Annotated in this window: 21 protein-coding genes; 15 read left to right on the forward strand and 6 right to left on the reverse strand. The window is 65.1% G+C overall.

The window, feature by feature from the left end; translation table 11 throughout:
- The first annotated feature begins 84 nt into the window (after positions 1-84).
- From I6F12_RS05730 to I6F12_RS05760, 7 genes are all read left to right on the forward strand, one after another.
- The gene (locus I6F12_RS05730; protein ID WP_036023604.1) at positions 85-1,008 is read left to right on the forward strand and encodes a LysR family transcriptional regulator; all 924 of its coding nucleotides are present in this window, start codon (positions 85-87) and stop codon (positions 1,006-1,008) included.
- Between the two features lie 13 nt (positions 1,009-1,021).
- A complete protein-coding gene (gene xylB, locus I6F12_RS05735) occupies positions 1,022-2,467 on the forward strand; it encodes a xylulokinase (protein WP_225128958.1) in 1,446 nt (481 codons plus the stop codon).
- A gap of 138 nt (positions 2,468-2,605) precedes the next feature.
- Positions 2,606-4,129, forward strand: a complete 1,524-nt coding sequence (locus I6F12_RS05740; protein WP_057029954.1) for a sugar ABC transporter ATP-binding protein — start codon at positions 2,606-2,608, stop codon at positions 4,127-4,129.
- Entirely contained in the window at positions 4,122-5,162 is a 1,041-nt protein-coding gene (locus tag I6F12_RS05745; RefSeq protein WP_225128960.1) for a ribose ABC transporter permease, read from the forward strand. Before I6F12_RS05740 ends, I6F12_RS05745 begins: the two co-directional genes overlap by 8 nt.
- Positions 5,163-5,263: 101 nt before the next feature.
- Complete coding sequence (locus I6F12_RS05750; protein ID WP_036023609.1) at positions 5,264-6,211, forward strand: ABC transporter substrate-binding protein; 948 nt, start codon at positions 5,264-5,266, stop codon at positions 6,209-6,211.
- Positions 6,212-6,361: 150 nt separating this feature from the next.
- Positions 6,362-6,829, forward strand: coding sequence for a MarR family transcriptional regulator (locus tag I6F12_RS05755; RefSeq protein WP_192893253.1), 468 nt, complete (start codon positions 6,362-6,364; stop codon positions 6,827-6,829).
- Positions 6,830-6,896: 67 nt separating this feature from the next.
- A complete protein-coding gene (locus I6F12_RS05760; protein WP_225155700.1) occupies positions 6,897-8,603 on the forward strand; it encodes an FAD-dependent oxidoreductase in 1,707 nt (568 codons plus the stop codon).
- Here I6F12_RS05760 and I6F12_RS05765 read toward each other — a convergent pair.
- The 3 genes from I6F12_RS05765 to I6F12_RS05775 all read right to left on the reverse strand — a co-directional run bounded on the left by I6F12_RS05765 (position 8,568) and on the right by I6F12_RS05775 (position 12,858).
- The gene (locus I6F12_RS05765) at positions 8,568-10,103 is read right to left on the reverse strand and encodes a hypothetical protein (RefSeq protein WP_225155701.1); all 1,536 of its coding nucleotides are present in this window, start codon (positions 10,101-10,103) and stop codon (positions 8,568-8,570) included. The two genes, I6F12_RS05760 and I6F12_RS05765, sit on opposite strands and share 36 nt — an antisense overlap.
- 29 nt (positions 10,104-10,132) lie before the next feature.
- A complete protein-coding gene (locus tag I6F12_RS05770) occupies positions 10,133-11,305 on the reverse strand; it encodes a glycosyltransferase family 4 protein (protein ID WP_225155702.1) in 1,173 nt (390 codons plus the stop codon).
- A gap of 206 nt (positions 11,306-11,511) precedes the next feature.
- On the reverse strand, positions 11,512-12,858 hold the full coding sequence (locus I6F12_RS05775; RefSeq protein ID WP_225155703.1) for a polysaccharide biosynthesis C-terminal domain-containing protein: 1,347 nt from the start codon (positions 12,856-12,858) through the stop codon (positions 11,512-11,514).
- A 409-nt stretch (positions 12,859-13,267) separates the two neighbouring features.
- On the opposite strand from I6F12_RS05775, the gene I6F12_RS05780 reads away from it, so the two are divergent.
- Positions 13,268-14,485 (forward strand): NAD(P)/FAD-dependent oxidoreductase, encoded by a 1,218-nt coding sequence (locus I6F12_RS05780; protein WP_225155704.1) that lies wholly within the window; start codon positions 13,268-13,270, stop codon positions 14,483-14,485.
- A gap of 20 nt (positions 14,486-14,505) precedes the next feature.
- Here I6F12_RS05780 and I6F12_RS05785 read toward each other — a convergent pair whose 3' ends face one another.
- Both I6F12_RS05785 and I6F12_RS37280 read right to left on the reverse strand, forming a co-directional pair.
- A complete protein-coding gene (locus tag I6F12_RS05785) occupies positions 14,506-15,642 on the reverse strand; it encodes a GNAT family N-acetyltransferase (RefSeq protein WP_225155705.1) in 1,137 nt (378 codons plus the stop codon).
- A 313-nt stretch (positions 15,643-15,955) separates the two neighbouring features.
- Positions 15,956-16,078, reverse strand: a complete 123-nt coding sequence (locus I6F12_RS37280; protein WP_260346694.1) for a hypothetical protein — start codon at positions 16,076-16,078, stop codon at positions 15,956-15,958.
- A gap of 236 nt (positions 16,079-16,314) precedes the next feature.
- Here I6F12_RS37280 and I6F12_RS05790 point away from each other — a divergent pair, with 236 nt between their 5' ends.
- Both I6F12_RS05790 and I6F12_RS05795 read left to right on the forward strand, forming a co-directional pair.
- Positions 16,315-16,575 (forward strand): hypothetical protein, encoded by a 261-nt coding sequence (locus I6F12_RS05790; RefSeq protein ID WP_128262436.1) that lies wholly within the window; start codon positions 16,315-16,317, stop codon positions 16,573-16,575.
- An 88-nt stretch (positions 16,576-16,663) separates the two neighbouring features.
- Positions 16,664-17,953, forward strand: a complete 1,290-nt coding sequence (locus I6F12_RS05795) for a c-type cytochrome (protein WP_036005133.1) — start codon at positions 16,664-16,666, stop codon at positions 17,951-17,953.
- A gap of 30 nt (positions 17,954-17,983) precedes the next feature.
- Here the strand turns inward: I6F12_RS05795 and I6F12_RS05800 are convergent, their stop codons facing one another.
- Complete coding sequence (locus I6F12_RS05800) at positions 17,984-19,954, reverse strand: 4Fe-4S binding protein (protein ID WP_225155706.1); 1,971 nt, start codon at positions 19,952-19,954, stop codon at positions 17,984-17,986.
- Positions 19,955-20,118: 164 nt separating this feature from the next.
- On the opposite strand from I6F12_RS05800, the gene I6F12_RS05805 reads away from it, so the two are divergent.
- The 5 genes from I6F12_RS05805 to I6F12_RS05825 are packed head-to-tail and all read left to right on the forward strand — an operon-like array spanning position 20,119 to position 23,531.
- Entirely contained in the window at positions 20,119-20,859 is a 741-nt protein-coding gene (locus I6F12_RS05805) for a biotin/lipoate--protein ligase family protein (RefSeq protein ID WP_225155707.1), read from the forward strand.
- A complete protein-coding gene (locus tag I6F12_RS05810) occupies positions 20,856-21,395 on the forward strand; it encodes a DUF6505 family protein (protein WP_036005125.1) in 540 nt (179 codons plus the stop codon). Before I6F12_RS05805 ends, I6F12_RS05810 begins: the two co-directional genes overlap by 4 nt.
- On the forward strand, positions 21,392-22,399 hold the full coding sequence (locus I6F12_RS05815; RefSeq protein ID WP_225111855.1) for a DUF6352 family protein: 1,008 nt from the start codon (positions 21,392-21,394) through the stop codon (positions 22,397-22,399). The genes I6F12_RS05810 and I6F12_RS05815 overlap by 4 nt, the downstream gene beginning before the upstream one ends.
- Positions 22,396-22,911 carry a DUF3305 domain-containing protein gene (locus tag I6F12_RS05820; protein WP_036005120.1) on the forward strand — a complete coding sequence of 172 codons (516 nt, stop codon included), beginning with the start codon at positions 22,396-22,398 and terminating at the stop codon, positions 22,909-22,911. The genes I6F12_RS05815 and I6F12_RS05820 overlap by 4 nt, the downstream gene beginning before the upstream one ends.
- A complete protein-coding gene (locus I6F12_RS05825) occupies positions 22,908-23,531 on the forward strand; it encodes a DUF3306 domain-containing protein (RefSeq protein ID WP_225111857.1) in 624 nt (207 codons plus the stop codon). The genes I6F12_RS05820 and I6F12_RS05825 overlap by 4 nt, the downstream gene beginning before the upstream one ends.
- Positions 23,532-23,550 lie beyond the last annotated feature (19 nt).

A 23,550-nucleotide genomic window follows, 5' to 3' on the forward strand; every position in this document is an offset into this window, starting at 1 on the left:
GGTGCTTTGTTGGCGCCATTTTGCCTTGCAGAAAACGGAAATAAAGGTCAAAATTTGTAAGTCTCTTTTCCTCTTTATGCAAAAATGGACCGGCTGCTTCAACTCGAGGTGTTCTCCAAAACCGCTGAGCTCGGCAGCCTTTCCAAGGCCGCCGAAATCCTGCGGATGTCGAACGCCGCTGCGAGCCGCCATCTCAGTGCGCTGGAGGAGCGGCTTGCGGTCCGGCTGATCGAGCGCAACACGCGCCGGCAATGGCTGACCGAAGCGGGACAGGAACTGCTGCAGCGGTGCAGCACGCTTCTGAACGAGCTCGCCGAAGCCGAGGACGCCGTCTCCGATCGCGCGCTGTCGCCGAAGGGCATGCTGCGCGTCACGTCTTCGCTGTCCTTTGCGATGATCTACCTCGCGCCGATGCTGCCCGCCTTCCGTGCGCTCTATCCTGATCTCAGCGTGCAGATCATCAGCGCGAACCGCTACCTCGACTTCATCGAAGCCGGCATTGACGTTGCGATCCGTACCCGCGAGCACGAACCGGATTCCAACATCATCGTCCGGCGCATCGGGCAAATGCACCGCGTGCTCGCGGCCGCTCCGTCCTATCTGGAGAAGCACGGCCGGCCCGAGCATCCCGCCGATCTCGCCCGGCACAACATGCTGATCTACAATCTCGCCAATGATCCCTATTCGCTACGGCTGAGCCAGGGCAGCACGACGCAGACGATCCGGATCGCGCCGACGCTCGACAGCAACGACGGCCAGATCATCTGTGGTGCGGCGCGCGCGGGGCTCGGCATCCTGATCCAGCCGCTCTATATCGTGCAGGGCGATATCGCGGCTGGGCGGCTGGTGCCTGTCCTGAGCGATTGGCAGCTGCCGTTGCTCACCATGAACATCGCCTATCAGAACCGCGTCAGGCTGCCTGCCAAGATCAGGGTGTTCTCCGACTTCCTCGTCAGCTACATCCGGGAGCATTCAGAGCCGGGGATCTGGATCGACGCGGCGAAGTGAGCGGGAAGCAGCCATGTATCTCGGCATCGATCTCGGCACGTCGGCGGTCAAGACGGTTCTCGTCGATGATGCCCAGCGCGTGATCGCAAGCGAGAGCCGGTCGCTCGCGACCGTCTCGCCGCAACCGGGCTATTCCGAGCAGGATCCGGCGCAGTGGATCGGTGCGACCTTCGCCACGCTGGATGCTCTCAAGGCGTCGCATGCCGATGCGTTGGCAGCGGTCGCAGGCATCGGGCTGTCCGGCCAGATGCATGGCGCCACGCTGCTTGATGCAAGCTTGAGGCCGCTGCGGCCTTGCATTCTCTGGAACGACGGACGATCGGCCAGCGAGTGCCATATCCTGGAGCAACGCTGGCCCGCCTTGCGCGAAGTGACGGGCAACAAGGCGATGCCGGGCTTCACCGCGCCAAAACTGCTCTGGATCGCCACGCACGAGCCCGAGATCTTCGCGGCGACGAAACTCGTTCTTCTGCCAAAGGCCTATCTGCGACTGGTGCTATCGGGCGAGGCCGTCGAGGATGTCTCGGATGCCTCGGGATCCCTGTGGCTCGACGTCGCGCGCCGCGACTGGTCGGACGCAGCGCTGGCAGCGAGCGGCTTGTCGCGCGAGCACATGCCGCGCCTGGTCGAGGGATGCGCGCCCGCAACCACGCTGCGCAGCGAACTCGCGCGGCGCTGGGGGATGATCAGGCAGCCGGTGATCGCGGGTGGGGCCGGCGACAATCCCGCGGGCGCCATCGGCATCGGCGCAATCCGGCCGGGAGCCGCTTTCGTGTCGCTGGGAACCTCGGGTGCGCTCATGGTCCCCACCGACCGGATCGCCGCCAATCCCGACCGTGTCGTGCACACGTTCTGCCACGCCATTCCAGGGATGTGGATTCAGGCCGGCGCGATCCTCTCGGCCGCTTCCTGCCTTGCCTGGCTCGCGCGCCTGTTCGGCGCCGCCGAGGCCGAGCTGCTGGCGCCGCTTGGAGCACGACCGCAGGCGCCGTCGCCCGTGAGCTTCCTGCCTTATCTCGCCGGTGAGCGGACGCCGCACGACGATCCCGTTGTGCGCGGCATGCTGGATGGCCTGAGCCATGGCACCGATCGCGCGGCGATCGTGCAGGCGGTGCTCGAAGGCGTTGCCTTCGCGCTAGCCGATTGCCGCGATGCGCTCGCGGATGCCGGCATCGGGATTGCGGAGGCCGACGTGATTGGCGGCGGTTCACGCTCTACCTTCTGGCTCTCGGTGCTGGCGAACGTGCTGAGCATTCCGATCCATCGCTTTGCCGGAGGTGAAACCGGCGCCGCGTTCGGTGCGGCGAGATTGGGGCGGCTTGCTGTCACGGGTGAGGCAATCGGTGACGTATGCATGCAGCCGCAGCGCATCGAAACATTCGAGCCCGACGCTGCACTGGTCGATGCCTACGCTGAACGGCTTCCCGCCTGGCGCGACCTGTATCGGCCGCGCCACTAGCTGGCCCAATCTGGTTTGCATACTTCGGTATATTCGCCTTCGGTATTGCCCTGCGTCACCCGCTTTTGTTTAATGACCAAACCGCGTTGCCGAGAAACGAGACGCGGGTGGGAAACGCATTGTGCGCCGGGAGGCACGATGAACGATCCGATCCTCGAGATGCGCGGGGTCTCGAAGACCTTCTTCGGCATCAAGGCGCTGCGGGCCGTCGATCTCACCGTCTATCCCGGCGAAATTCACGCCCTGATGGGTGAGAACGGCGCCGGCAAGTCGACGCTGATGAAGATCCTGTCCGGCGCCTACCGGCCCGACCCGGGCGGCGAGATCCGCATCGAGGGCAGGGCGGTGCGGATCGAAGGCCCGCTCGGCGGCCGCGCGGCGGGCATCTCCATCATCTACCAGGAGCTGTCGCTCGCTCCCAATCTCAGCGTTGCCGAGAACATCTATCTGGGACGGGAGATATCGCGGTCAGGCTTGCTGGCGCGCGGCACAATGCGCGAGGGCGTCGGCCCGATCCTGAAGCGCCTGGGCGCGGACTTCCTGCCCTCGACGCTGGTGGCGCATCTGTCCATGGGGCAGCGGCAGCTGGTCGAGATCGCCCGTGCGCTGCACGTCAGATCGAAAATCCTCATCATGGACGAGCCGACCACCTCGTTGTCGGCCGCCGAAAGTGAGCGGCTGTTCGCGTTGATCCGCCAGCTTCGCGCCGAGGGCCTTGCCATCATCTACATCTCGCATCGCATGGACGAGGTCTATGCGCTCGGCGATCGCGTCACCGTGCTGCGCGACGGCCGCCTGGTCGGCTCGCTCGACAAGCCCGAGATCCGCGCCGACACCATCGTGCGCTTGATGGTCGGTCGCGACGTCTCCTCGTTCTACAAGAAGGACCATGATCCGGAGGCGGGGCGGGGGCATCCCGTTCTCGCGGCGATCGACATGGCCGATGGCGGGCGCGTCAAGGGCTGCTCTCTCACCGTGCATGCGGGTGAGGTGGTCGGCCTCGCCGGCCTGATCGGCGCCGGTCGCACCGAGCTTGCGCATCTCATCATCGGCGCGTCGCCAAAAACCTCCGGCCGGCTCGAGCTGGAGGGGCGTCCGGTCGAGATCCGCACGCCGGGCGAGGCGCTCGAGGCCGGCATTGCCTATCTGACCGAAGACAGGAAGGCGCTCGGCCTGTTTCTCGACATGTCGTGCCTGGACAACATCAACCTCGCCGTGCTCGGCCGCGACGCGAAGCTCGGTTGGTTTCTCGACCGCGACAAGGCACGCGAGCGCGCCGACCGCGCGTTTGCAGGCCTCAGCATCCGCGCCGCCAATGCCGGCGTTCCCGCCGGCGGCCTGTCAGGGGGCAACCAGCAGAAGGTGCTGCTGTCGCGGCTGCTCGCCATCGCGCCGAAGGTCCTGATTCTCGACGAGCCGACGCGCGGCGTCGATGTCGGCGCCAAGTCGGAAATCTATTCGATCATCGACAATCTCGCCAAGGCCGGCACCGCGATCCTCGTCATCTCGTCCGATCTGCCCGAGATCATCGGCATCTGCGACCGCGTCATCGTGATGCGTGCCGGGCACATTGCCGGCGAGGTCAGCCGCGGTCCGAATTCGCCGCTGGCGCAGGAAGACATCATGGGGCTTGCCACGGGGATGGAGCATCTCGATGCCTGACAATGGTGCTGCGGAGGCAAAGCCGGCATCGACGACGACCAATGGCGCTGCCGCGGAAACAAGACGCCAGCGGATGAGGATGCTGATCAGCGCGCTCGGCATGTTGCCGGTGCTGCTGATCCTCTGCATCGGCTTCAACGTGCTGTCCGAAGGCCGCTTCTTCACAGGACAAAATCTCGGCATCGTATTGCAGCAGGCCGCTGTGAACACCGTGCTCGCCGCCGGCATGACCTTCGTCATCCTCACCGGCGGCATCGACCTGTCGGTCGGCTCGATCCTGGCGGCCTCCGCGATGGCGGGTTTGACGCTCTCCAAGATGCCGGAGCTCGGAATGCTGTGGCTGCCGGCCGCACTGCTCACCGGCCTCGTCTTCGGCATCGTCAACGGCGCGCTGATTGCGCTGCTGCGCCTGCCGCCCTTCATCGTCACGCTCGGCTCGCTCACCGCGGTGCGCGGCCTGGCGCGGCTGCTCGGGGCCGACACCACCGTGTTCAATCCCTCCATTCCCTATGCCTTCATCGGCAACGGCTCGTTGACGCTCATTCCCGGAGTCGCGTCGATCCCATGGCTCTCAGTAATCGCCTTGCTCGTCATTCTCGTCTCCTGGCTGGTGCTGCGCCGGACCGTGCTCGGCGTGCATATCTATGCCGTGGGCGGAAACGAGAGCGCAGCGCGGCTTGCCGGCATCAAGGTCTGGGCCGTCCTGATCTTCGTCTACGGCATCTCCGGACTTTTCGCCGGGCTCGGCGGCGCCATGCAGGCGGCGCGGCTCTACGCAGCCAACGGACTCCAGCTCGGCCAGTCCTATGAGCTCGATGCAATCACCGCGGTGATCCTCGGCGGTACCTCGTTCGTCGGCGGCATCGGCTCGATCTGGGGCACGCTGGTCGGTGCGCTCATCATCGCCGTGCTCTCGAACGGGCTCATCCTGATCGGTGTCTCCGACATCTGGCAATATGTGATCAAGGGCCTGGTGATCATCGGTGCCGTGGCGCTGGACCGCTACCGGCTGCAAGGCTCCGCGAGAACGTGAAAGGTCTGGCGCGCAACGGCGTGCGCATGGCTTGAGACGAGATTCCGTTGCGGCAACTGGTCTGCCGCGCCGGGGACGAAGACAGACCAGGGAGGAAGTCCATGTTGAAGACGATCATGCTCGCCGGCGCCGCCATGGCGCTTGCCCTCACCACCGCACCATCCTTCGCCAAGGAGCTCAAGTCGATCGGCGTCTCGCTGGGATCGATGGGCAATCCGTTCTTCGTCGCGCTGTCGAAGGGCGCCGAGTTCGAGGCCAAGAAGACCAATCCCAACGTGAAGATCACGACGGTCGGCTTCGAATACGACCTCGGCAAGCAGGTCACCCAGATCGACAATTTCATCGCCGCTGGCGTCGACCTGATCCTGCTCAATCCCGGCGATCCCAAGGCGATCGGGCCGGCCATCAAGAAGGCGCAAGCCGCAGGCATCGTCGTCGTCGCTGTCGACACCGCGGCCGAAGGCGCCGATGCCACCGTGACCACGAACAACGTGCAGGCCGGCGAGATCTCCTGCCAGTACATCGTCGACAAATTGGGCGGCAAGGGTGACGTCATCATCGAGAACGGGCCGCAGGTCTCCGCCGTGATCGACCGTGTGGTCGGCTGCAAGAACGTGTTCGCGAAGAATCCCGGCATCAAGGTGTTGTCGAGCGACCAGGACGGCAAGGGCTCGCGCGAGGGCGGCCTCACCGTCGCGCAGGGCTATCTGACCCGCTTCCCCAAGATCGACGCCATATTCGCCATCAACGATCCGCAGGCGATCGGCACCGACCTTGCGGCACGCCAGCAGAACCGAACCGGCATGATCATCACCGCCGTCGACGGCGCGCCCGATATCGAGGCCGCGCTGAAAGATCCGCAGTCGCCGCAGATCCAGGCATCGGCGTCGCAGGACCCGTTCTTCATGGCACGGCGGGCCGTGCAGGTCGGCGTCGGCATTCTCAACGGCCAGAAGCCGGCTTCGACCGTCGAGCTGCTGCCGTCCAAGCTGGTGACCAGGGACAACGTTGCCGCGTACAAGGGCTGGACCTCGGATCGCTCGCAGTAAGGCATCGGGGCGTTCGAAGCACGAGAGATGGCGGGTGGCGGTTCGATCGCGCCGCCCGCCGCCGATACCTCGCGTGCTCACCAGTAGCACGCAGCAATGCCTGTGCTAGCTTTCCACGATCTCGTTCGGTCGATTCGGAAAGCAGATCCGGTGAAATCCACGACGTCAGGCACCGCGTGGCGGCATGCCAATATCGGCCGCCTGCTCAATAACGCGGTGCGGCGCTTCGAAGGCCGTGTGCTCGAATTGATGACCGAGCGGGGCCACGACGAGACGCGCATCGCCCATGTCAGCCTCACGCGCAATCTGGACGTGGAGGGGACGCGGCTCACCGAGCTCGCCCGCCGCGCCTCCATGAGCAAGCAGGCGATGGGCGAGCTGGTCGACCAATGCGCCGCGCTCGGCCTCGTCGATCGCATCGCCGATCCGACCGACCGGCGCGCGCGCATCGTCGTGTTCACGCCGGCCGGACGCAAATGGCTCGATGCGTTCCGTGATGCCGTCGACATCGCCGAGCGGGAGATGCGCGTCGAGCTCGGCAAGGCCACGATGGATGCAATCCTGAAGGGGCTCGCGGTGTATGGCACGGAATTCGACACGCTCGATGACCCGGATTAGTCAGGCAGCTTGACGAAATAGTCAGGTGTCCTTACCATGCAGGTTGGTGTTGGTAGGGAGAAGCATCTTGGAAATTCGTCTGACGGCCGCGGCGCTCATCGTTGGCGGGGGCCCTTGCGGGCTGATGCTGGCCAACGAGCTCGGCCGCCGCGGCGTGTCCGCGATCCTGGTCGACGAAAAGCCGGGCACGGCCTTCAACCCGCAAGCCAATGCGACGCAGGCGCGCTCGATGGAGCATTATCGGCGGCTGGGCTTTGCCGACGAGATCAGGCGCGAAGGTCTGCCCGCGGACTACCCGACCGATGTCGCATATTTCACGCGCTATACCGGATACGAGCTGGCGCGGTTCGCGCTGCCGTCAGCGTCGCGGGCGGGTGAGCTGATCAAGGGCATGTCAGGCTCCTGGAGCGCGGCGGAGCTGCCGCATCGGGTCTCGCAGAAATATGTCGAGGCGGTGCTGCGCCGCCACGCCGAACGGCTGCCCGGAATCCAGCTCAACTACAGTCACCGGCTGATCGGCTACACGGAAAGTGATGACGGTATCGCCGGCAATATCGAATGTCTCGACGATGGCAGCCGCTTTCGGGTCCGCGCCGACTTCCTGGTCGGGGCCGACGGGCCGCGCTCGATGGTCCGGCAATCGCTCGGGATCGTCTATGGCGGCGAGAGCGGGACGCAGCGCGACTTCATGGGCGGCCGCATGCTGGCGGTCTATCTCCGCTCGCCCGATTTCTACGCGCGCGTTCCCCACGCGAAAGCGTGGATGTACAATTGCTTCAACGGCGACCGCCGCGCCTTCATGGCCTCGGTGAACGGTCGTGATGAGTTTGCATTCCACACCCAGTTGCGACCGGGCGAGGACGAAACTGCGATCACGATCAACCAGGCCAAAGCCGCGTTCCAGCGCGCCTGCGGTGCGCCGATCGATTGCGAAGTTCTGTCCTTCCTGACCTGGACCGCCGGTCACGCATTGGTGGCAAGCGGGATGCAGCGGGGCAGGGTCTTCCTCGGCGGCGACGCGGCGCATCTGTTCACGCCGACCGGCGGGCTCGGCTACAACACCGCCATCGAGGATGCGGTCAATCTCGGCTGGAAGCTCGCAAGCGTCGTCAAGGGCGTGAGCCCGGCGGCACTGCTCAATAGTTACGAGGTCGAGCGGCGTCCGGTGGCGCTCCGCAACACCGATCATGCGCGCCGCTTCGCCGATTCGCTTGGCCTCTTCGCGCCGGCGCCGGAGATCGAGGATGCCACGGAGGCCGGCCACAAGGCGCGGCGAATCGCGGGTGCCTATCTCAATCAGCACGCCCGTGCCGAGTTCAACATCCCCGGCGTCACCTTCGGCGGACGCTACGACGGCTCCCCAATCATCGTCCCCGATGGTAGCGAGCCGCCGCCGGATGCTGCCAACGTCTACGTTCCCACCGCCTCTCCCGGTGGCCGCCCACCGCATGCGTGGCTGGAGGACGGCATGTCGCTATACGACCAGTTCGGATTCGAATGGACCTTGCTTCAGTTTGGGGACGTCATGTCGGCCCATGCGTCATTCGCTGACACCATTCGCGCGATCGGGGCCGACGTAAAGCTCGTCACGCTACCCAGATCGTTGCGCGATCTCTATGAGGCGGATCTCGCCCTGATACGTCCCGACCAGATCGTGGCTTGGCGCGGCAACGCATCGCAGGCCGGAACGATCGCACACGTTCTTAGCCGCGTACTCGGGCGCGAAGACGCGCGGCTGCTAGCCGGCGGTGGAGGGATTGGTTCGCGCAGGTGACACGGCCGATGGAATTGCGCTCGTAAAGAGATTGGTCTTGGGCTGGACGCGCGATCCGTCGATCAGCTCGAGCCGCCCGCAGCGATTCAAGGTGTGCAGCTTCCTGCCCGGCCATGCCGGTCCGGGTTTCAGAGTGTGGCGGACGACCTGCTTGAATACCGTCGGCGACAGCTCGACCACTTCCGCCAGGGCAAGCGCTGCGCCGTATCCGTCGGTGCAATCCTGGACCGGTCGCCACAGTCTGTCATCGAGCGTGACGAAGTTTCCTGCCGGCCGCGTGCTGGCGCGGTCGATCAAGACGGGATTGCTGGCGTGGGGAAGCCAAGGCCCCAAGAGCCGATCGGCGTAATAGATCGCCAGCGAATCCGAATAGCCACCCGTTCCGTCGCGCCAGGCGCCAAACAGATAATACAGGCCGTTGTGGCGCGTGATCGTGACGTCGGCCAGCTCGAGGCCGGAAAGGAGCGTTGCGTATCGCTCCCATTTGTCCGGAAACCGAGTGCATTTGTAGAGGGCGACGTCCCCGCGGGTCGAGCTCTCCGGGATCATCCACAGCTCGCCATCGTCCTCGATCAGGAACGGATAGGAGAGGTGACAGGGCTCCTCCAGCACCGGCATCACCTCGCCGATCGGCCCCGCGTCGTTGAACGCGATCGCGGAAATGATACCTTTTCCGACACGGTGATCGAGATCCTCGAAGAAGGCGAAGGTCCGTCCCTGCCACGTGACGGGAAACGGATCGGCGTAGAAGTGGTTTCCAGGATCTCCCAGAACGTTCCAGCTTGGACCTGACAGGTCTCCGGTCTGCCAGACGCCCGGGCCGTCGTTGAAGCGCCATCCGATATGCCAATGCGGGGCATAGCAGCAGAGGCGATAGATCTCCTTGGCGATCGATACGGCAAGGCCGCGCGCCACGTAGCCAACGGGTCCGCGGTGCGGGACAGTTGAAGCGGGGCGCGGCAGGTGCGGCACGATGCGCGGCCTTCCCGACAGGATCGCCGCCAGCATGGTCAGGGTCCGCGCCATGATCGTTTCGAGCGCACCACTGAGGCCCGCAGCAATCTCACCGGACGGATGGCCGCGGTCGAGGACCGAACCGTCGATCTCGTTGACGATCTCGATCACGGGCAGGTCGCCGGCGAGGATGGCGGCGAGCGCGGCATTTTCGCCTGCGACGCCGTTGAACAGCGGCCGCAGATACAGCCGGGCCGGGCTCGCCGGATCGCGCGGGGCATTCGTGAAATCGACGATTACGTCGCCGGTGCCGATGCTGACCCGTGCTGGTTCGGAGCTGATCGTCAGCCTGTCGGCGGCGCTGTGCTTGCCCTTGTGCAACACGATGCGTTCGAGCTCGAACAGCGCATCGAGACCTGCCGGCCGCGGCTCCGCCGTTGCCGTCCATGCAACTTGCACCGACATGTCCCGGCCGTCGACCGACAGCGTCCTGCGGTCCATCCAGCGCCGCGCATAGTCACGTTCACAGCGAAACTCGATGATCATGTCGAGCCAATCTGTTCCGACGTATCAGGTCAAACGACCCGGTCGAGAATCCGGACGTATTCCTCGACCATGGCATCTACCGAATAGCGCAGCCGCAGGCCTTTGGCGTTTTGTCGCAGCTCGTCACGTAATTGCTTGTCGGTTACCAGCCTGGAGACCGCCGCGGAGAGCTTCGCATGATCGGAGGCATCGACGAAGAGCGCCGTCGGTCTGCCCTCGTAGGACAATACCTCGCGCAGGACGGGAAGATCGGTCACGACGGAGGGAACACCGGCGTTGGCGGCCTCGACCGCGGCCAGACCGAAGGTCTCGGCCTGGGTCGGAAAGACGAACACGTCGAGACAAGCAAGGAAGTCCGCCATCCGGCCAGGAGGAATCTCTCCCAGCAAATGCAGACGGTCCGCGACGTTCAAGTCGTTCGCGAGCTGCCTCAGCCGGGCCTCGTCGGCTCCCTGGCCGGCCAGCGCAAGATGCCAGGACGGTTGATCCGGCAGCAGACCGATCGCCAGATCGAGCCGCTTATGCGGATGCAGCCGTGCCGCGCAACCGAGCAGGACGCGGTCCGGTGGCAGGTTGAATTGACCTCGTGCCGCCTCCTTCGACAGGGTAAGGGCCTTGTCGTCGAAGCCGTGCGGCACATGCACCATGCGCGACCGGTAGGCCGCGGGGTAGCGCGAATATTCGCGCTCCATGTCCTGCGAATTGAGCGTGATGCAGTCGAAGAAGCCGAGGCTGCCCATGGCGATGTCGGCGGTGCGGACCGGCCAGCTCATCGCCAGCGCGGATGAAACCTGATTGGCGACGACGGGTGCACGGCTGACGAGGCGCGTGACGCCGGCGCCGATGACGTTGCCGAAATGCTGGAAGGTCAGGACGGCGTCGGGCCTGGTGGCCCTGATGTGGCGGCCGAGCGTCCACAGCATCCGCAGCAGCGCCAGCGGATTGCCCGGTCGGCTCGGCGCGCAATAGAGCGTCTCGGGCGGCTCGTCAAAGGAGTCCGATTTGCGGAAGAAGAACAGGTTGGTGACCCGGTAACCGCGCGCGGTCAGCCCGGCGCCGAGCAGCCGGGAGATCTCCTGTGCACCGGCGTTCTCGGCCTGGGTTTGCGCAAGAAGCACGTGGAGTTTTCGCCCACCGCCGTTCCGCGCAGGTGCCGTCGCGCTCGTCTCGTCCAGGTCCTTGTTCGGCTGATAGTGGAGCACGGATCCCGACCCGCTAAAGCAACGAAATCTTCACCTTCTTAACTCCGTACCTATCATGCGGGCATCCCGCGGACACCGGCTAGCAACAAACGGAGTTAATGCGGCGCCATGGCGACGGTGTCGTTGGCGCTGCATTTCAGCTGGTTCCCGGCTGGCGCGTTAACCAAACGGTCCTGTGCGTTGAGCCCAGCGGCACGTGATGACATCTAGTCACGCGAGTCCGCGCTGCGAACGGCATAGTTGCCGCGCCTCGATGCAGGGAAGCGCAAGAGCACGAGAACGGAAGGATCCACCCCGCTGCGCCGGCGGCAGAGGACGTTCAGGGCGATGGTCGCGAGCGCGAGCGACACGGTCGTCGAAATCGCCGCGCCAAGCACGCCGAGGAAGGGGACCAGGACGAGAAATCCGACGAGCCGCAGCCCGACGTTGGCGGCGACCACCGGCACATAGATTCGTTCATGACCGGTCAGTTGCAGGATCGCAGCAGCGGGGCCGCCCGCCGCCTGGATGGCGGTTCCGATTGCGAGCACGATCAGGACCGAATGCTGTTCGGCGAAATGAGGTCCGAACAGGTTGAGGAGATAGGGGCCGCCGATCCAGATCGTGGCGAGACCGGCGACGACGCAGAGCGCAGTCACTTCCGCCATCAAGCGCGAGGTCCGCTCGAACTCCCCGTGGTTCTTGCTGAAATAGAGCGACGGGAGCCGGCGCGCACCGAACGTGTAAAGCGCCGCGGACACCATGGCGAAAATGTTGGCGAGGCGCGAGGCGGCAAAGTAGATTCCCGCGGTCGTCGGATCCAGCATCCAGTAGACCAGAATGACGTCGAGATATTGGTTGGCGACTTCGAGGATCGATGCGAGCCAGAAGTGCAGGGCACTTGATCGCCAGCGTGACGTCTCCGAGCGCGCCGGCGTACTGCGCAGATCCGGCAGCACGCGCGCGACGGATACGATCTGCGCAACAAGGCCAACCGACATGGCGACCGTCATCGCCGCGAACAGCTCGGCCGGATCGAGTTGGCGATGGGCGAGCAGCATGACGAGCAGGAACACGACGACGAGGGCCCGCCAAAGGAACTCGCGGTTTCCTTCGCCCATGATAATGCTGACCAGCGAGCGCGCGATCTGGCTGCCGAGCATCAATCCGGCATTGACGGCCGTGTAGGCCGACACCGCAAGGATCAGCAGCCACCAGTCGCCTCTCATGCTCGCGACGATCGCGATCCCGCCGATCACGATCAGCATTGCGACCGAGGCGATCTTCAAGCTCGATTGCAGCACGCCTTTGGTAAGGTCCGGCCTTTCGCCGACCTGATATTCGTTCAGGAATCGCACCAGCAGGGATTCCTGGCCGACCAGTCCCACGACGGCTGCGATCTGCGCGACCGACAGCCAGGTCGCAAAGATGCCGAAGCCGTCAGGTGACATCGTCCGCGCAGCCAGCGAGAACAACGCGAACGCGAGCACGCCGCTGCCGACCTTGAGCAGGATGGTCCCGGCAACGCCGCGCGTGACGTCGCGCCGCATGAACTGGAGAATGGATGCGATCATGGAAGGGTTAAGGGAGCCGCGCTCCCCTGACGAGACATGTTCCGATACCGGCGAGAACCTAGCATGTCGAGCAATCGCGAGTGTTAATGGACGAGTTGGAGGATTTCGGCGATCGCGGTGATACGGGTTGCTTCGTTCTGGAACATCGCTGTCTCCATTGTCCAACATCTGCGAGTTTCAACTCGCGCGACGGACGGCATAACGCCGCATCGACGACTGAGAAGGCGAGATCCGGGGCTCGCGTGCAGAATGGTTTCGGGACAGCAAGACGCGTGCCGCGGCGAGTCGGCGAACTGGGCACCTGCGGTCATTAACCTCAATCTCAGGAAATGTTCGCACCCGGCCCTGCGATGCGACATCAGGCGAGAGAATTGCACTGCAGACGCTGTTAACCGTGGGAGCCGGAGCCATGACGAGAACCGTGACCGAGCCGGTCGACGGGGACGAGACCGCAACCATCGACTCGGACGTCGCCATCGTCGGTGGCGGTCTTGCGGGATCGCTTGCGGCGGCCGTGCTGGCGCGGGCAGGGCGTCGCGTCGCTCTGATCGACAAGCGGGCAGTCCATCCGGATGAGTTTCGGGTCGAGAAGATCGGCGGCCATCAGCTGGAGCTGTTCGGTAAGCTCGGCTTTCTCGATGCGCTCGAAGATGTCGCGTGCCGATATGATCAAGTGCTCAACATCCGTGAGGGCAAGGTGGTCGATGTCAGCGTCGGCAGGGCTTACGGATTTGCCTATGCCGATCTCGTCGCAATGGCGCGTCGCCAGCTTCCGGATCCTTCCAACCTGATCGTCGACGAGGTCACAGCGATTGGCAGCAGCGGCGATGTCCAGCATCTCGAGCTCGCCTCCGGGCGGCGCGTGACGGCGCGCCTCGTCGTTCTGGCCACCGGCATGGCGGGAGCCCTGGGCTACAAGCTCGGCATCAGGCGGCGCGTGCTTGCCGAGCGCCATTCGGTGTCGTTCGGTTTCACGATCGCGCGCAAGGATGGGACCCCGTTCGATTTCGAGGCGTTGACCTGTTACGGCGAACGCACCGCCGATGGCATCGACTATCTCAGCCTGTTTCCCGTCCACGCCGGAATGCGTGCCAATCTCTTCATGTTCCGCGATCCGACCGATCCTGTTATGCGCGAGTTGCGCCGCGAACCGGAGGCGACAGTTTTGCGCCTGCTGCCGGGATTGCGGAGCTACCTCGGCGATTTCCGTGTGACCGATCGCGTCCAGAACTGGGTGATGGATCTGACCGTCGTCGAGGGGCATCTCCGGCCCGGAATCGTGCTCATCGGCGATGCGTTCCAGACCAATTGTCCTGCGGCCGGAACGGGCGTCGCCCGCCTGCTCGTGGACGTCGACCGTCTCTGCACCGAATATGTGCCGCGATGGCTCATGACTGCAGGCATGGGCCTGGAGAAGATCTCGCAATTCTATGCCGATCGCGACAAGATCGCGGCGGATCAGCAATCGCTGAAGATGGCACGCTTCCGCCAGGCGCTGACCTCGCGCAACGATATCGGCTGGGACGTGCGGCGACGGTTGCACTTCCTGCGGCGCAGTCTTGCACACCGCGTCGATCAGATGCATCCGGGCTGGCTTGGCCGCGTCCGCGGCGTATTGCGCGCCTGATCTCTGCGACCCCCCGCCGGTCAGCGCGTGGGCCTCGCGGTGTGGGCGGGCTGAACCTTCAAATCGGAGAGCCGCTTGGCCGCCAGCTTGAGCCAGGGCGCCTGCTTCAGCGCGAAGAGGGCGATTGCGCCTACGGCGCTGCCGACCTGCGTGATCTCCCACATCGGTGAAGCCTGTGCGCCGAACGATTTCTTGTATGGCTCGTCGCCGATGGTGAAGTCGAGCATCTGATCTCCGCGCTCGATACAATCCCGCGCCACTTGTTCGAACATCAGCGCGCCGATGGACTGGCTCTTGTAGCCGGCGATGTCGAAGGCGCTCATGATGACGAGGAAGCTGTCGCGGTGGCACAATCCGAGCACGGCGGCGATCACTTCGCCGTCCATCTTCATGGCATAGAGGCGAACGAAGGAGCCGAGGCCCCGAAGGGCGACGTCGGAATAGAAGCCGTAATATTCGGGCCGCTGCAGCAGGTCTCCGTCGCCTTGTGCGTGAAAGCGCGGGCCGCGAAACTTCCTCATCACCTCCATCGTCTCGAGCACGGCGGCGCTGTCGCTGCAGCATGAGAAGCTCAGCGCGCCCTTCTTCTGCAGCTGGCGATATTTCTTGGCGAGCTCCTTCTGGTAGGAGCGATCCATCGCACTGGCCCGCCATTGCTCGTACGGCGCGACCAGAACCGTGGCATAAGCATTGGTGTTCATCGAGACACGGCGGGACGTGGCGAGGAGGTCCTCGATCGGAAGCCGTCCGTCAGGCAGCTTGGCCATTCGCAGCAGATCGAAGGGGCGGACAAGGCGCCGAATCTGCGCGCATGCAGCCGCATCATGGAGCAATTGCGAGAACACGTCCGGGCTGCAGACCGGTGCCAGATAGTCGGAAACGCGCAAGTCGGCGAACTCGACGGTCCGTATCGGACCGCGCCGGATCCGGAGCAGCGGCAGCACCATGGCAAGGGCGCCGGTGTCGCGGTAGCGCACCACGACGACCAGAGCCGTTGCATCCGTTTCCGGCGCGAGCCTGGTGTAGAGGCTATGCAACCAGACCGGATGCTGGAAGGCAGTGGCAGCCGAACGATCGAACAGCTCTGCATATTCCGGAGACAGAAAGTCGAACGACGGCTCGATGGCGATGTCGAACGTGTTGCTGGGCTTATTCATGCGCACAAGGAAACCGGATCATCCGCGAACGTCGTTCGAACCGTAGCTGCGCTTATACCAAGGCCGTTACAGGTCAGACACTGCCGCCGCGCGATTTGCGCCAATGCGTTCAACCATGCTCGTATGGTTACCAAATTCTGAAGCCGGAGGCGGAAATGGCGCATGGAGCGCACCTTGCGCGGCGCCATCGTCTGCATGGCGCAGGCAATGATCTACGATCCTCGGCTGCAGGAAAGCTATGGTTCGCAAGGTCGAGCTCGTTCCCTCCGCTCCGATCCTCGGGCCGATCGGGCTCAAGCGCGAGTGAGCCTTCTCAGAGACGCACCCCGGTGGTGGCAAACGCGTGCGCGGCGGGCTCCTGCACGCGATCGAGGATCACCATGCCACCAACCGCGATCACCACGGCCGCGACGCAGCCAAGCAAAAAAGCCTTCATCCTCAGCCTCCCTCGATTGGACCACGCCATCTATACGACAGGGCCTGCGGCGAGCAAGCTCGTCGATCGCATCAGCCATCCGCCCGCTATGGGCTTTTGAACACGGGATCGGCGGAAAGACGCATCGCCCATCGAGCCAAGGGACCGGAGCTCGGCGCTGCTGCGCTGCACGATCCGGAACGGATGCGGGTCTTGCAAGTTTTCTGCAGGCCTGGTGAGCGCATCGGAGGCTTGGCGTGAAATTACCGAGAACGATCCTGTGCTTCGCAGCACTTTGCATTGTCGAGGGCGCCCTGGCCCAGCCGGCGCAAACCAACTCGCCGACGGGGCAAACGCCTCCCGAGGACAAGGGCCAGCTCCAGCCGCAAGGTTGGACGGGTCCGATCAATACCGGCTCGGGTGGTGCGCCGCCCGAAAGCCCCCAGGGCCAGAGTCCGCCCGGAATGCAGCCCGCGCCGGAGGGGTCGTCCAAGACCACGACGGCACCGGCCAAGTAGACTGTTTCAAGTAGACCGTTCCAGGATATTCATTTCCGTTGCCTCTTCTGGCAATCTCGAGCGGGTGAATGTCAGCAGGCGGCCAGGAATGAACAGATCGGCTCTGTGCACGAAGGTGGCCGCATTGCTGTGGACCATCTTTGCCGCATCGTCCGTGCATGCCGACATGGTCGGACACGGCGGCCCGATACGGGCTCTCGCCATTTCGCCCGATGACGACAGCCTTCTCTCCGGCAGCTTCGACACCGCCGTCATCCGCTGGTCGCTCAGGACAGATACAGCAGAGCACGTGCTGCGGTATCATGCCGATGGGGTCAACGCCGTCGCCTTTCTCAAAGACGGCCGCATGATCACGGCCGGCGCCGATGCGCGCATTGCGGTGTGGACGGCGGGCCGGCCGGAGCCGGACCGGGTGCTGGAGGGACATGTCGCTCCGATCGCGGCGCTTGCTGTGTCGTCCGATGGGACGCTTCTCGCATCGGCGTCATGGGACCAGACAGTGCGGCTCTGGTCGCTGTCGGACGGCACATCCCGCGTGCTCGAAGGACATACGCAGAACGTCAATGGGGTCGCTTTCCTGCCGGACGGCAGGCTCGTCAGTGTCGGCTACGATCTTGCGCTGCGCATCTGGCGTTTGCCGGATGGCCAACCTGACATCGTGACTTTGCCGGCGCCGCTGAACGCGGTGGCTGTCGCGCCGGATGGTGAAATCGTCACGGGCGCGGTCGATGGCAGGCTGCGCATGCTGACAACGGACGGCAAGGTCAGCGGCGAGGTCGCGGCCAGTCCGACGCCGGTGGTGGCCTTGGCCATGTCGGCGGACGGTGCGCTGGTCGCTGCGGCCGGGATCGGCGGCACGGTGGCGATCATCGATCGCAAGTCGCGCAACCTGCTGCGCACCCTGGTTGGGCCCGGGCTGCCGGTGTGGGCGGTCGCCTTCCTTGCCGATCGCGAGACACTGATGACGGGTGGTGCGGACGGCAGGATCAGGCGCTGGAATGCCCGCACCGGCAATCCCATCGGTTCAAGCCTGGTCGGCACACCGGCCGACCCGCTTGCGGCCTATGCCGGCGATCACGGCGCCGATGTGTTTCGGGCCTGTGTTGCCTGCCACACGCTCTCGGACAAGGAGGTGCAGCGCGCGGGTCCTACACTTGCGGGACTCTACGGCCGCAAGATCGCTTCGGTGCCGGGATATCGCTTCTCTGATGCACTGAAGACGATGGACATCGTCTGGACGCCGGAAACCGTCGCACGATTGTTCGAAATCGGGCCGAATGCCTACACCCCCGGCACCAAGATGCCGGAGCAGCGCATCGGCTCGGCCGAGGACCGGCGCGCGCTGACCGAATTTCTGGCCCGCGCGACGTCGAGATGATTGCCTTGCGCCGATTCGACGGCGTCCGCTTTAGTCCTTGCCGTTGCGTTCGCGGATGTAATCATCCGTCGTTCGCGGCGGCGTTCGTTCCGGAACGCCCTTGAACGGATCGAATTGCTGTTCGCTCATGACCACGACGCGGCAGTCCGCGCACATCCTGAGCGCCTCGATTCGCTTGTCGCCGGCCGGATACATCCAGTGCCGGCCTTCGAGCTTGGCGGCGATGCGGTCGATCGTGCTCTTGACGCCGAAGGGCGTGCCGCAGCGGACGCAGAGCGCGGGCTCCTCTTCCTTAATGACAAGGGCGGGCGCTCGCGCAGCGCGGAAATCGATCTGCGGCTTGAGGCTGATCACCTTCTCCGGACAGGTGCTCTGGCACAGGCCGCACTGGACGCAGGCATCCTCGATGAATTTCAGCACCGGCCGCTCGGGATCGTCGCGCAGCGCGCCGGTCGGGCAGGCCGAGACGCAGGATAGGCACAGCGTGCAGCCATCGGCCTCGACGCTGATTGCGCCGACCGGCGCACCTTGCGGCAGCGCGATGACGTCCACCGGCTGCGGCGCCAGCCGATGCAACTCGCTGAGGGCGAACCGCAAGAGGTCGCGCCGCTTGCCGACAGTCTTGAAAGTTGCCGGCGTCGGGACCGCGGCGAGCGTGCCGATATCAGTCAAATGCGCGCCGAGCGCGTCGGGATCGTCGGTTTCGATCGTAGCGAGGCGACGGCCCGCAAATCCAAGGCCGCCGAGGATCGCCTCAGCCATCGCGATCGTCTGCGTCAATCCGGTCACGTCGTGGCGCGGCTTGCCACGGAGCAGGAAGCGCACGGCAGAGACGCCATAGGCGAAGGCGCCGACGATCGCCTCCAGCCCGACCTGCGTGAGCTCGTTGACGGCAAAGGGAAGCACGTTCGCCGGCAGGCCGTCGCCATGCCGCGCGAGGGCGTCGATCAACGGCGTGCCGTGCGGGCTGTCGTGAAAGAGCAGCACCGCATTCGCGCCGCCGGCCTCGCGATAGGCGAGCAGCATGGCGCGAAGTTTATGGAGCTGCGTATCGGCGGGCGGCAGCGCGTAGGAGACCGCGCTGGTCGGGCAGGCCGCCGCGCATTGGCCGCAGCCCGCGCAGATATTCGGATCGATTGCGATATGATCGCCGACGGGCGTGATTGCCCCGGTCGGGCAAAGATCGAGACAGCGATGGCAGCCCGTACGCTTCGAGCGCGAATGGGCGCAAAGCGCCGGCGCAACCTCGACATATCTGGGCTTGTCGAAGCTGCCGACGAGATCGCGCGCGGTCAGCACCGCGCGCAGCACCGCGGCGGGATCTTTCGTGTCGGCGCGGAGATAGCCGTCGCGCAGGTCGTGGGCGGGAAACATTGGCAGACCGCCGGAAAGATCGAGCACGATATCGCAGCGCGAGGTGACCCCGCTTCGCGGCGAGTCGAGCACGAAGTGATCGCGCGAGGAGGGGCGGGGACGCGCATAATCGTCGATGACCAGCTCGAACGCGCCGAAATGTCCCTTCGCGGAGCGGATCGTGCCCTTCACGATCGGGAACACCGTGGCAACCGGCGGCACCGTGTCATCGAGCTGCTTCAGCATCACGGTGACGTCGAGGTGATCGGCAAGCAGGCGGCCGGCCTCGATCGCGGCCTCATCGCGCCCGTAGATCAGGATGACGCCCTCGCTCGACAAGGTGACGAGCGGATAGTCCGGGGCGGGGATGGAGGCGGATGCGAGCAGGGCGGCCATTTTTGCGCCGGCGTGCGCGCCGTCGCGGGACCAGCCAGCCGTCTCGCGGATATTGACGAAGCCGATCGCGTCAGGCCGCTCGCCGGCCTCGTCCGAAAACTGCGCCGCCTGCTGCGTGCAGGCGACCGTCAACACGCCTTCTGTCGCGGCCATGTTGCGGAAATGATCGAGCTCCGCCCCGCAGAGGTGGCGGAAGCTCTTGACCTCGCTGTTCGGACATGCGCGCCGGATTGCAGCCACGTCGAGGCGCATCGTGTCTTCGCACGAGCAGATCAGGATGGTCTTCGACGGCTGCTCCAGGTTAACTCCTCCGCCCTTCGGACGACGACGACGGACTCGCGCCGGCCCTTCGCCTCGTATAGACATTATCCATCGGGAAGAAAAGGAAAGCGGAGGACGGTCTGCCGTCGATCCCAGTGAGCCATGTTTCCACGGCGGAACCGATCCACCTGCCGCCGCCGTTCACATTGGTGCGATTGCGCGAGAGCGGCGACGCTTTTGCCCATGCATGCCGCATCGCACCGGAGAGCGGCGCCGGAACGCTCGTCTATGTCGGCCGCTTCGACCTCGCCGAGTTCGCCGTGGTGCTCGAGCCGGCCGAGCCGTTGCGCAGCGCGCGGCGTGCGTTCTACGCAGGCATGGTCGCGCTCACCGACGCGCTTCGCGCCTATGCACCGCCGAGCAAGCCGATCACGATCGGCTGGCCGGATGCGGTCAGGATCGACGGGGGGCTGGTCGGCGGCGGACGGATGGGTTGGTGTTCCGGAGCTGACGAGGACGCGCCGCCGCCCTGGCTGGTCTTCGGCGCGATGATACGGACGGTTGCCATGAATGATGACGATCCAGGCGTCCACCCGCTGGCCTCGGCGCTTGACCAGGAAGGCTTTGGCGAGGCGGGCGCGGCGCAGATCACGGAAAGCTTCGCCCGGCATCTGATGCTGGCGCTGGACGGCTGGCGGGTCGATGGCTTCGACAGCGTCGCGCGCGACTATCTCACGCGGATGCCACGTGAAAGGCAGACGATACAGCGCATAGATGATTGCGGCGACCTCCTGACGCGCCGCATCGGGACGGAGACGATCGAACGAAGCGACCTGATCCGGGCGCTCGCGGTGCCGTCCTGGCTCGATCCGGCCCTCGGAGGACCGCGCCTGTGAAACTCCTGCGCACGATCGCGCTCGATCCCTCGGACACTTTCGTGTTCGACGTGGCGGCAGAGCCGGGCGAATGGGCCGTTTCCGGCGCCTTCCGCTTCTGGGATTGCGATGGCGCGAAGCTCGAGGGCAAGGCCCGCGCGGCGTTTCGCGGTGGGTTCCTCGGGGTGCAATCCTGGGGCTGGTCGACGCTGGCGCAGATCGTTCCGGCGACCGCGGACGATTACCACGGCCTGGTCGATCTGCTGGCGAGGCAATTGGTCGATCGTTTCGGCGCGCCGGATATGGCGGCGGCGAAAACGGCGGCCGAAGAGGAGGTCGCTTTTGCCCAGTCGCTCTGCAGCCATCCCATCAGCTCGCTTATTGCAGTGCACCGCACCTCGAGCGACGGGGAGGTCCGCGAGTCGTTCCGCCGGCTGCAGCTTCGGGAAGGCCAGGGGCATGGCAAGGCGTTCTCGTTCATCGAGATGGAGGACGACGTCGAGCCGGACGGCGATCTCAGGCTTGCGGATCTTGGCCGGGAGCCGACCGTCCGATGAACGATTTCTGGATCTCCTGTGGTCACCACCTGCTCGATCGCGACGAGGGCGGCGGCCTGCGTGTCACGGACGAATTTCTCAAAGCCTATTTTGCCCGTCCCGAGCTGATGCCGCCGGACGACGCGTGCCCGGTCGAACGCCGGCTGCATCGCGATCTGCTCGCCGACCCGCGCCAGGCCGTCGGCGCCGGCGAGATCGCCGCGATTGCCGATGCTGATGCCAGGGAGAATTGGCAGTTCGTGCTGGCGTTCCGCGATCTTCTGCTGCGGCATCCGACGCTCGAAGCGGCCTATCTTGCCTGGGTGCGATCAGGGGCGAACGATCTGCCGCCGCTGTTCGTCAACCAGCTCGTGCACGTCATCCTGCGCAACGCGCTCGACGGCTGTGATGACCCGTTCGTGCTGCGCGCGGCCGAATTGTTCTTCCGGATCCAGCGCGTTCTCCCACATGAGCACGCTTTGTTGCTGGGAGACGAGGAGGTCGTCGGCGGCCGGAGCCCGACCCCGGTGCTCTCGCTGATGTCGATGCTCGGCGCCACCACCGATGCGGTGGTCGAGGTGTTGGGCGAGGAGAATGCCGAGGCCTATTGGCACCGCAGCGACCAGTTCGACATGGCCCTCGACCTGACCGCCGACGGCCGCGGACCTGTAGCGCTGGCGCAGGCGATGACGCGTTGGGTCTCCCATCTGCTCGGCATCGATGTCGTGATCGAGCCGCTACGGGCGCTGCACGAGGCGAAGCTGAGCTGGTATGTCGGGCTCGATGCCGATGCCACGAGGCTCGGCGACCGTCTGTGGCACGGCGAAGAGCTCGGCGAGCGCGACGCCGATCGCGTGCTGGCGCTGTTCCGGCTGACGTTTGCGGATTCCAGCCGTGCCCTCGACGATGTCGGGGATGAGCCGGTCTACCTGATCCTGTCGATGACGGCGGATCAGAAGCTGCGGATGAAGCCACAGAATCTGCTGACCGGGTTGCCGGTGAAGCGGCTGGAGATGGCGACGTGAGCCCCGCGGCATTGCCGTCCCTCTCGATTGCCGTCGGCGTCGTAGTCGAGCGGCGCAAGGCCGACTCGCCTTGGGTCGATTTCATCTGGCGCGGAATTGCTGTCCTGCCGGACGAGCCGTCGACCGAGCCATGGACCGTGCTTCGCGAGCAGGACGGCACGACCCTGTTCTATGCCGGAAGTGCGACCATCGATCTCTATCCGTCGGAGACGGCGCGCTATCGCGACAATCTCGCCTCCGGCGGTCCGAGCATCTGGGTCGTGTTGTCGCCTGCGGAAGGCGTCTGGCCCTATGCAGTCACCGCGGTGACCGCCGACCCCGCCGAGGGCGAAGGCTTTACCGAAGCCGCCGACAATCTCGTCGAGGCCGTGCCGATGCCGGAAGTGCTGCGCGAGGCGATTGAAAGCTTCGTGGCCGAGCACCATGTCGAGCGCGAATTCGTCAAACGCAAGCGGCGCCGTGCCGATCCGGAGGCGCTGGCGCGGCGCGAACATGAAGGCGGAAAGGAATGAGTGAGGAGGACTTCCTTGCGCGTTGGTCCCGCCGCAAACAGCAGTCGCGAGCGGAGCCGGCGAAACCTGCCCCGGCGCAGCCGACGCCGCCGTCCGAGGACAAAGAGGACGAGACGGAGTTCGATCTGTCGAGCCTGCCGTCGATCGACGAGATCAATGCTGCCACCGACATCACGGCCTTCCTCGGCAAGGGGATTCCTCGCGAGTTGAGCCTTGCGGCTCTTCGCCGCGCTTGGGCGACCGATCCCGCGATTCGCGACTTCGTCGGGCTCGCGGAGAATGCATGGGACTTCAACGACCCGACGGCGATGCCGGGATTTGGCCCGCTGGATTGTTCCTCGGAGGAGCTGGCCGCACTGGTCGATCGCATTGTCGGCGGCGTGCGCGAGGCGGCCAAGTCTGCGGCCCAGTCTCTTGCCGAGGCGTCGATCGAAACGGCGGATTCTCCGGCGGAATCGCATCAAGCCGATGTGGCACTTGTTTCCAATGTCGTCGAGCCGCCCGATGAGACGCAGCACCTGGCAATCCCTGCTGCAGTGCAACCGACAGTGGGTGAAAGACCTGCGGATTCTGCAGAGCCTGTGAGGTCCCGCACGCATGGTGGTGCACTGCCGCGCTGAACCACGACCAAAGACTATA

Origin of the sequence: Bradyrhizobium sp. IC4059, assembly GCF_020193615.1 — a bacterium.
Lineage (GTDB): Bacteria > Pseudomonadota > Alphaproteobacteria > Rhizobiales > Xanthobacteraceae > Bradyrhizobium > Bradyrhizobium yuanmingense.